The sequence below is a fragment of the Kitasatospora sp. NPDC056800 genome, assembly GCF_042789775.1.
In the GTDB taxonomy this organism is placed as follows: domain Bacteria; phylum Actinomycetota; class Actinomycetes; order Streptomycetales; family Streptomycetaceae; genus Kitasatospora.
Window position 1 is genome coordinate 1 of the sequence record NZ_JBHUAL010000292.1, and the last position, 8910, is coordinate 8910.

Sequence of the window (8910 nt, forward strand, 5' to 3'; positions counted from 1 at the left end):
CCACCTCCAGGGTTGGCAGTCTGAAAATCATCCAGCCCCCGGAGCGACCACCCCCGGAGCCACCCCCGCCACCCACCCTCCCGAGAGCCCACACCCCCACCCCAACTCCCGTAAGCCCCGCATAAGCCCAGCTCAGCCCAGGTGGTGACCCTCTTCACAGCCTTCGTCCCAGGAGGCTGTTCCACATTCAACCTGTGGCACACTCGGATGCCATGAACACCAGCCCGGTCACCAGAACGCTCCGCGCAGCGGTCTTCGCCGCGCTGGTCGTGCTGCTCGCCGGGCTCGGCCAGGTCCTGGTCACCGGCCGTACCCTCCCCGTCGGCCCGATGCTGCTCGCCTCGGCCGCCGTCTTCGCCGCGGCCTTCGCCCTGGCCGGCCGCGAACGCGGCTTCCCGGCGGTCGCGGCGGTGTTCCTGCCGCTGGAGCTGGCCGCCGGCGCCCTCTTCGACCTCGCCCAGAGCACCTGTCCCTCGCTGCCGCCAGGCACCGGACACGGTCTCCAGCCGCTGCTCTGCGGCGGCGGCTCGCTCGGCGGCTTCCTGCTCGGCCACGGCGTCTCCGCCCAGACCGGCCTGCTGCTACTCCTCCTGCTGCACACGGTGATCGCGCTGGCCGGCGCCTTCTGGCTGAGCCGCGCGGACGCCGCGCTCTGCTGCCTGGCCGGGGCCGTCCGGATGCTGGGCGAGTTCCTGCACCGCCACCTGCCGGCCGCCGCCCGCTGGCTGCGGCTGCTGGTCGCGCCGCTGCCGGCCCGTCCGCCGTCCCGGGTGCCGTTCCCCCGGGCCAGCCGCGTGCTGGTCCCCGCCGAGGACGTCGTCGTCCGTCCGGCCGTCCGGCGCGGTCCGCCGGTGTTCGCCCTGGCCGTCTGAGCCACGGGCTTCCCCGCCCGCTCAGTCGGCTGTTCTCTCCTCCCGCGCTGGCCCCGACCGGCCGCGCCGACCCGTACGCCCGAGAGCACAGGACGACACCCCATGAGCAACACCCGCAAGACCGACAAGAAGGCCTCCGCCACCGACCGCATGCGCGTCGCCCGCGCCCAGGCCGAGCGCTCCGACCGGATCCGCCGCCGGGTGGTGGTCGGCGGCGCTTCCGCCGCCGTGCTCGCCCTGGTGGCGGGCGTGGCCTTCGCCGTCGGCGGTTCCTCCGGCTCCGGTTCGAACGCCGCGAACGGCCCGCTGGTCGTGCCGGCCAACGCGAGCGGTACCAACGGCACCGTGATCACCTACGGCAAGGCCGACGCCCCGCACACCCTGGACGTCTACGAGGACTTCCGCTGCCCGTTCTGCGAGCAGCTGGAGACCACCACCGGCAAGGCGATCCAGCAGCTCGCCGACGACGGCACGTACAAGGTCGAGTACCACCTGGCGACGTTCCTGGACAACAACCTGGGCGGCAAGGGTTCGCGCACCGCGCTGGCCGCGGCCGGCGCCGCGCTGAACGAGGGCGTGGACAAGTTCAAGGCGTTCCACGACGTGCTGTACGCCAACCAGCCGGACGAGCGCAGCGACGCCTTCGGCGACGTCAACCACATCCTGGACCTGGCCGACCAGGTGCCCGGGCTGAAGACCGACGCCTTCGTCAAGGCCGTCCAGGACGGCACGTACGCGCCGTGGGCGGCCAAGGTGAACGAGGAGTTCAACAAGAGCGACGTCACCGGCACCCCGACCGTCAAGCTGGACGGCAAGAAGCTGGACGTCCTGAACAACGGCAAGGCCGTCTCCCCCGAGCAGTTCACCGCGATGGTCAAGCAGGTGACCGGGTGACGGCCGGCGCCCCCGCCGGGCGGCCCGGGTACGGCGCGAGCCGCCCGTTCGCCTGGCTGCTGCTGATCGGCGGCGCCGTCGGCCTGTTCGCCTCGACGGTCCTCACCCTGGACAAGATCCGGCTGCTGGAGGACCCGTCCTACGTCCCCAGCTGCAACATCAACCCGATCATCAGCTGCGGTTCGATCATGCGCAGCGACCAGGCGGAGGCCTTCGGCTTCCCCAACTCGCTGATCGGGCTGGTCGCCTTCGGGGTGGTGATCGCGGTCGGTGCCGGGCTGCTGTCCGGGGCGGCGTTCCGGCGCTGGTTCTGGCTCGGCCTGCAGGCCGGGACGGTGTTCGGCATCGGCTTCGTGACCTGGCTGATGTACCAGGCGCTGTACCGGATCGGCGCGCTGTGCCCGTACTGCATGGTGGTGTGGGCCGCGGTGATCCCGCTGTTCTGGTACACCACGCTGCACAACCTGCGCTCGGGCGTGATCCCGGTGGGCCCGCGGCTGCGGGTGGCCGTCCGGGAGGCGGCCCGCTACCACTGGGTCGTCCCGGCGCTGTGGTACGCGGTGATCGCGCTGCTGGTCCTCAACCGGTTCTGGTACTACTGGAGCACTCTGCTCTGACCCCGTCCGCCGCCCCCGCCCGCGCGGGGGCGGCGGTCTGGCAGGTCAGAAGGCGTACGCGGCGACCTCGGCGAGGAGTTCGGCGCGGCGCTCCTCGCTGATGAAGGAGGCGCGGAAGGAGTTGGCGGCCAGCCGGCGCAGGGTCTCCTGGTCGAGGGCGAGGGCCTCGCGCACGGCGCGGAAGTTGTCCTCCACGTAGCCGCCGAAGTACGCCGGGTCGTCGGAGTTGACGGTGACCAGCAGGCCGGCGTCCAGCATCTCGCGCAGCGGGTGGTCGGCGAGGGTGTCGATGCAGCGCAGCCGGACGTTGGAGAGCGGGCAGAGGGTCAGCGGGACCTGCTCGCGCACCAGGCGGGCGACCAGCTCGCCGTCCTCCAGGCAGCGCAGCCCGTGGTCGATCCGCTCCACGCCGAGGACGTCCAGCGCCTCGGTGATGTACGCGGCCGGGCCCTCCTCGCCCGCGTGGGCGACCCGGCGCAGCCCGGCCTCGGCGGCCCGGCGGTACACCTCGCGGAACTTGACCGGCGGGTGGCCGACCTCGGCGGAGTCCAGGCCGATGCCGGCGATCCGGCCGAAGTACGGGCGGGCGGCCTCGAAGGTCTCCAGCGCGGACTCGGCGGACTCGTCCCGCAGGAAGCACATGATCAGCTGCGTGCTGATGCCGTACCGCTCCTCGGCGCGCTCCAGCGCCCGGGTCAGCCCGTCGACCACCACGCCCAGCGGCACCCCGCGCGCGGTGTGCGCCTGCGGGTCGAAGAAGATCTCCGCGTGGCGGACGCCCTGCTCGGCGGCCCGGGCCAGGTAGGCGTCGGCGAGGTCGGCGAAGTCGTCCTCGGTGCGCAGCACGGCCATCAGCGCGTAGTAGAGGTCCAGGAAGGACTGGAGGTCGCTGAAGGAGTACGCCTCGCGCAGCGCCTCGGTGTCGGCGTACGGCAGCTCGACACCGTTGCGGGCGGCGAGCTCGAAGGCGAGTTCGGGCTCCAGGGTGCCTTCGATGTGCAGGTGGAGTTCGGCCTTGGGAAGCGGCATGTGGGTGTCCGAGCGCTAGCGGGGTGGTCCTGAACGTGTACGGAAGGATTCATCCTATGATCCGCGCCGACGGACCGGGTGCAGCCGCGGCGGACGGCGGGCACCCTGGAGGAGGGGACTTCCGCCGAGGAGGCACCGAGATGCGGCACGCCGAAGACCCGCACATCCGGCCCGCGGGCATCTCCGCGCACGCCCTGGGCAACGACACGCTCCTGCACGAGCTGGAGCAGCTGCACCGCACGCGGCACGAGACGTTCCTGTACGGCTCGGAGGAGGCGCTGAAGCGGCACACGCTGCGCACCGGGGAGCTGGAGGCCGAGTACCTGCACCGCTTCCCGAGCCGGCAGGTCACCGCCGCGCGGACCAGGGCCGGGGCCCGCGCCCGGGAGGCGGCGGCCCGGGTGGAGTCGCTGCCGGAGTGACGGGGCGGGCCGCGCGCCCGCCGGGACACGCCGGGCGCCCGGTGGCGTGCCCGGAGGCGGGCGGTCGGGGAGGGTGTGAGGGCAGACGCACCGGACCGTGACCCCACCTGGGAGCCCCGCATGCCCATCGCCAGCGTCAACCCCGCGACCGGCGAGACCGTCCAGACCTTCGAGCCGCTCGACGCGGCCGGCATCGAACGGCGGCTGGCCCGCGCCGAGGCCGCCTTCCACAGCTACCGCGGCACCCCGTTCGCCGCCCGCGCCGAACTGATGCGCCGCGCCGCCGACCTGCTGGACCGGGAGCTGGAGGCGGTCGCCCGCACCATGACCGAGGAGATGGGCAAGCCGCTCGCCGCCTCCCGCGCCGAGGTCGCCAAGTGCGGGAAGGCGATGCGCTGGTACGCGGACCACGCCGAGGAGCTGCTCGCCGACGAGCACCCGGCCCCGGCCGACGTCGCCGACTCCGGTGCCTCCCGGGCCTTCGTCCGCTACCGTCCGCTTGGTCCGGTTCTTGCCGTCATGCCCTGGAACTTTCCACTCTGGCAGGTCCTCCGGTTCGCCGCGCCGGCCCTGATGGCGGGCAACGTCGGCCTGCTCAAGCACGCGTCGAACGTGCCGCGCACCGCGCTGGCGATCGAGGAGCTGTTCCAGCGGGCCGGGTTCCCGGAGGGCTGCTTCCAGACCCTGTTGATCGGCTCGGGCGCGGTGGAGGGCGTGATCCGGGACCGCCGGGTCGTCGCCGTCACCCTCACCGGCAGCGAGCCGGCCGGGCGGGCGGTCGCGGCCACCGCGGCGGACGAGGTGAAGAAGGCCGTCCTGGAGCTGGGCGGCAGCGACCCGTTCGTCGTGCTGCCGAGCGCCGACCTGGACGCGGCGGTGCGCACCGCCGTCCGGGCCCGGGTGCAGAACAACGGCCAGTCCTGCATCGCCGCCAAGCGCTTCATCGTGCACACCGACGTGTACGACCGCTTCACCGCCGCCTTCACCGCGGCGATGGGCGCGCTGAAGGTCGGCGACCCGATGGACGAGTCCACCGACGTCGGCCCGCTGGCCAGCCGCCAGGGCCGGGACGACCTGGAGGAACTGGTCGAGGACGCCCGGGTGCACGGTGCCCGGGTGGAGTGCGGCGGCGGGCGCCCGGAGGGCTGGGACACCGGCTGGTTCTACGAGCCGACGGTGCTGACGGGCATCACCCCGGCGATGCGGATCCACCTGGAGGAGACCTTCGGCCCGGTCGCCACCGTCTACCGGGTGGCCGACCTGGACGAGGCGGTGGCGGTCGCCAACGACACCCCGTTCGGGCTGAGCGCCAACGTCTGGACCACCGACGAGGCCGAGCGGGAGCGCTTCGTCCGGGACATCCAGGCCGGCGGGGTGTTCTTCAACGGGATGACGGCCTCCCACCCGGCGCTGCCGTTCGGCGGCGTCAAGCGCTCCGGGTTCGGGCGGGAGCTGTCCGGGCACGGGATCCGGGAGTTCTGCAACATCACCACGGTGTGGATCGGCTGAGCCCTCCCGGGCCCGCGCCCGTCCGGCCCCGCGCCCCTCCCGACCGGGTCAGGACGCCATCCGGTGCCGACCCGGCCCCGGGGTCATCCAGCGGGCGACCACGCCGCCCATCGCGATGAGCGTCAGGCCCCAGAAGACCGCCATCGGCACCAGCACGGGCAGCAGGCTCACCTGGACCGCGACCATGCAGAGGCCGATCGAGAGCGCGATCATGAACGTCACCACGGTGGGGCTGAGGCTGAGCAGCCAGTGCCAGACGCGGTGCCCGAAGCCCCGGGCCCTGCGGGTCGCGGGGTCGGCCTCGGCCCGGGCGTCGAGTTCGGCGTCGAGTTCCTTGTAGGTCAGCAGGTCCATCGGGATCGCCTCCAGTGCTGGACGGCTGGACGGGAGGGGTGCCTGGCCCCGGTGGGGTCAGGAGGCCTTGCGGGGAGCCGAGGGCTTCCGGGTGGTGGTCTTCTTCGCCGCCGGGCTCCTCGCGGAGGTCTTCCCGGCGGACTTCTCGGAGGCGGCCGTCTCGGAGGGGGCCTTCCCGGAGGCTGCTGCCTTCGAGGCGCTCCGCTTCACCGGGGCGCGCTTGCGCGGCGCGGGCTCCGCCTCCTCCGGGGCGGCCTCCCCGGCCCCGCCGCCCCGCCCGCCCCTGGCCTGCTTGAGGCTGCTGCGCAGCGCCTCCATCAGGTCGATCACGTTGTCCGGAGCCTCGCCCGGCTCCTCCTCGTGCGGGACCTCGACGCCCTCCAGCCGCGCGGTGATCACCTGCTGCAGCGCCTGCTGGTAGTCGTCGTGCAGTTGGGACAGGTCGAAGTCCTCGGAGAGGGTGTCCATCAGCGACCGCGCCATCTTGAGCTCCTGCGGCCGGACGGCGACGTCGCCCTCGGGCGCGATGCCCGCGGCCGGGCGGACCTCGTCGGGCCAGATGCAGGTCTGCAGCACCAGGGTGTTGTCGTGCACCCGCAGCACCGCGGGCGACTCCCGGGTGCGCAGCGCGATCTTGGTGACGGCGATCTGCCCGGAGTCGGTGAGCGCGTCGCGCAGCAGCGCGTACGGCTTGGCGGCGGCCTTGTCGGCGACGCCCACGTAGTAGGCCTTGGAGAACATCAGCGGGTCGATCTCGCCCTCGTCCACGAAGGCCAGCACGTCGATGATCTTCTTGCTGGGCAGCGGCAGGTCGGCGAGGTCCTCGTCGGAGAGCGTGACGGTCCGCCCGTCGGGGGACTCGTACCCCTTGGCGATCTCCGCGTACGGGACCTCCTTCTCCTCCCGCTCGCAGTACCGCTTCATCCGCACCCGGCCGCCGTCCTTGGCGTGCACCTGGTGCAGCGGGACGTCGTGCTCCTGGGTCGCGGAGTACAGGTGGACGGGGATGCTGACCAGCCCGAAGCTGATCGTCCCCTTCCAGGTGGTCTGCATGGGGTCGCTCCTGACCGGCGCCGGGAGCCGGCCGGCACCGAGAACGCTCGGGATGCTCCTACGGCATGTCCCGAGAGTCCCACTGTGCTCTGGTTTGCCCCGATCGTCCACAGCGCGTCGACAATGGGCCGAGGAGGTCGACGCGGATGGGCATCCGGAGCCGGGGGCACCAGCGGGGCCGGCGGGACCAGCGGGAACGCGACCAGGCGCCGCCGCCGGAGCGGTACGGCTACCTGGTGACGTACGCGGTGCGGGGCGAGCCCGGCGCACGGCGCGCGGAAGTCACGGTGCTGCCCGGATACTCGCAGGAGGACGACATCCCCCGGATCCTCGCCGCCCGGCTCACCGGGCGGCCGGCGGACGAGGCGTCGATCACCGTCCTCGACGTGCGGCCGATCTGACCGGCCACCCGCGGGCGATTTGAGCCCCAACAGAGCTTGGCGACCTTTCCGAATGCTGACGATGCGTCAGATTTGAGGTTTCCATGCCACCTTTCCACCCACCCCGACCAGGCCTTTTCCGTCCGTTGAGCGAACAGTTACCAAAGGATTGTTCCGATACTCGGGCGTAGAAGTTAGGTTGCGACGCAATGCGCGGGTCAGTCCCCCACCCTCGGCGCGACGAGCCGAGGGACACGCCGCGCGGGAAAGGCACAGGGCACCCAGATGAGTGCGGACACCACCAAGCCCCCGGCCACGGCCACCAAGCTCCCCCACCAGACCGGGCCGATCGGCCACGGCGGCGACGGCCACCTGAAGGCCGGACTCAAGAACCGCCACCTGTCGATGATCGCCATCGGCGGCGTGATCGGCGCCGGCCTGTTCGTCGGCTCCGGCGCGGGCATCGCGACCACCGGCCCGGGCATCCTGCTCTCCTACGCCATGGCCGGCGTGCTGGTCGTCCTGGTGATGCGGATGCTCGGCGAGATGGCCGCGGCCGACCCGCAGAGCGGCTCGTTCTCGGCGTACGCGGACCGGGCGCTCGGCCGCTGGGCCGGGTTCAGCATCGGCTGGCTGTACTGGTTCTTCTGGGTGGTGGTGCTCGCGGTCGAGGCGACGGCCGGCGCGAAGATCCTCAACAACTGGGTGCCGGGCGTCCCCCAGTGGGGCTGGGCCCTGATAGTCATGGCGGTGCTGACCGCCACCAACCTCTTCTCGGTGGCCTCCTACGGCGAGTTCGAGTTCTGGTTCGCCGGGATCAAGGTGGTCGCGATCGCCGCGTTCCTGGTGATCGGCACCCTCGCCGCCTTCGGCCTGCTGCCGGGCACCCACGCGGTCGGCGCCAGCAACCTCACCGGCCACGGCGGGTTCCTGCCGCACGGGGTGGGGGCGGTGTTCACCGGCATGCTCACGGTGGTCTTCGCCTTCATGGGCAGCGAGATCGTGACCCTGGCCGCCGGCGAGTCGGAGAACCCGGAGAAGGCCGTCTCCAAGGCCACCAACAGCGTGATCTGGCGGATCGGGATCTTCTACCTGGGCTCGATCCTGCTGGTGGTCACCCTGCTGCCCTGGGACTCCGCCGACGTCAAGGCGAGCCCGTACGTGGCGGTGCTGGACCACATCGGCATCCCGGGCGCCGGCCAGGTGATGGACGTGATCGTGCTGACGGCGGTGCTGTCCTGCCTCAACTCCGGGATGTACACGGCCTCCCGGATGGCGTTCTCGCTGGGCCAGCGCGGGGACGCGCCCAAGGCCTTCGCCACGGTGACCTCGCGCGGCGTGCCGCGGGTGGCGATCCTCTCCTCGGTGGTCTTCGGCTTCGTCGCGGTGTTCTTCAACTACACCTCGCCGGACACCGTGTTCGCCTTCCTGCTCAACTCCTCCGGCGCCGTCGCGCTCTTCGTCTGGCTGGTGATCTGCGCGACCCAGCTGCGGATGCGCAGGATCATCGAGCGCGAGATGCCCGAGCGGCACACCGTCCGGATGTGGCTGTACCCGTACCTGACCTGGACGGCCATGGGCATGATCGGGTTCGTCATGGCGTACATGTTCACCGACGCCGACGGACGCAAGCAGATGTACCTGTCGCTGGTCGCCGCAGCCATCGTGCTGGCGGCCTCGGCCGTGGTGGGCCGACGGCGGCGGGCCGCGGTGGCGGCGGCGGGCTCCTGACCCGTCCGCCCCGCGCGGGAACGCCGGGCCCGGGAGCCGATGCGGAGGC

The 8910-nt window shown here is 72.2% G+C and carries 10 protein-coding genes; 7 read left to right on the plus strand and 3 right to left on the minus strand.

The window, feature by feature from the left end; genetic code table 11:
- Positions 1-212: 212 nt before the first annotated feature.
- The 3 genes from ACFRQN_RS38250 (at position 213) to ACFRQN_RS38260 (ending at position 2383) form a co-directional block, all read left to right on the plus strand.
- Positions 213-872, plus strand: coding sequence for a hypothetical protein (locus ACFRQN_RS38250; RefSeq protein WP_380745217.1), 660 nt, complete (start codon positions 213-215; stop codon positions 870-872).
- Between the two features lie 102 nt (positions 873-974).
- The gene (locus ACFRQN_RS38255; RefSeq protein ID WP_375874900.1) at positions 975-1766 is read left to right on the plus strand and encodes a DsbA family protein; all 792 of its coding nucleotides are present in this window, start codon (positions 975-977) and stop codon (positions 1764-1766) included.
- Positions 1763-2383 carry a vitamin K epoxide reductase family protein gene (locus ACFRQN_RS38260; RefSeq protein WP_074005192.1) on the plus strand — a complete coding sequence of 207 codons (621 nt, stop codon included), beginning with the start codon at positions 1763-1765 and terminating at the stop codon, positions 2381-2383. The genes ACFRQN_RS38255 and ACFRQN_RS38260 overlap by 4 nt, the downstream gene beginning before the upstream one ends.
- Positions 2384-2428: 45 nt before the next feature.
- Here ACFRQN_RS38260 and ACFRQN_RS38265 read toward each other — a convergent pair whose 3' ends face one another.
- Entirely contained in the window at positions 2429-3412 is a 984-nt protein-coding gene (locus ACFRQN_RS38265; protein WP_049659827.1) for an adenosine deaminase, read from the minus strand.
- A 140-nt stretch (positions 3413-3552) separates the two neighbouring features.
- Between ACFRQN_RS38265 and ACFRQN_RS38270 the strand changes: the two genes are divergently transcribed.
- Both ACFRQN_RS38270 and ACFRQN_RS38275 read left to right on the plus strand, forming a co-directional pair.
- Positions 3553-3834, plus strand: coding sequence for a DUF6158 family protein (locus ACFRQN_RS38270; RefSeq protein ID WP_049659828.1), 282 nt, complete (start codon positions 3553-3555; stop codon positions 3832-3834).
- Positions 3835-3954: 120 nt separating this feature from the next.
- Positions 3955-5343: an NADP-dependent succinic semialdehyde dehydrogenase gene (locus tag ACFRQN_RS38275; RefSeq protein ID WP_117486953.1), complete on the plus strand. Its 1389-nt coding sequence runs from the start codon at positions 3955-3957 to the stop codon at positions 5341-5343.
- A 48-nt stretch (positions 5344-5391) separates the two neighbouring features.
- Here the strand turns inward: ACFRQN_RS38275 and ACFRQN_RS38280 are convergent, their stop codons facing one another.
- Both ACFRQN_RS38280 and ACFRQN_RS38285 read right to left on the minus strand, forming a co-directional pair.
- Entirely contained in the window at positions 5392-5697 is a 306-nt protein-coding gene (locus tag ACFRQN_RS38280) for a hypothetical protein (protein ID WP_049658984.1), read from the minus strand.
- Positions 5698-5754: 57 nt separating this feature from the next.
- On the minus strand, positions 5755-6750 hold the full coding sequence (locus tag ACFRQN_RS38285) for a Ku protein (protein ID WP_074005189.1): 996 nt from the start codon (positions 6748-6750) through the stop codon (positions 5755-5757).
- Positions 6751-6896: 146 nt separating this feature from the next.
- On the opposite strand from ACFRQN_RS38285, the gene ACFRQN_RS38290 reads away from it, so the two are divergent.
- Together ACFRQN_RS38290 and ACFRQN_RS38295 are read left to right on the plus strand one after the other, a co-directional pair.
- A complete protein-coding gene (locus tag ACFRQN_RS38290; protein WP_049658988.1) occupies positions 6897-7151 on the plus strand; it encodes a hypothetical protein in 255 nt (84 codons plus the stop codon).
- A 264-nt stretch (positions 7152-7415) separates the two neighbouring features.
- Positions 7416-8861, plus strand: coding sequence for an amino acid permease (locus ACFRQN_RS38295; protein ID WP_049658990.1), 1446 nt, complete (start codon positions 7416-7418; stop codon positions 8859-8861).
- Positions 8862-8910: the final 49 nt, after the last annotated feature.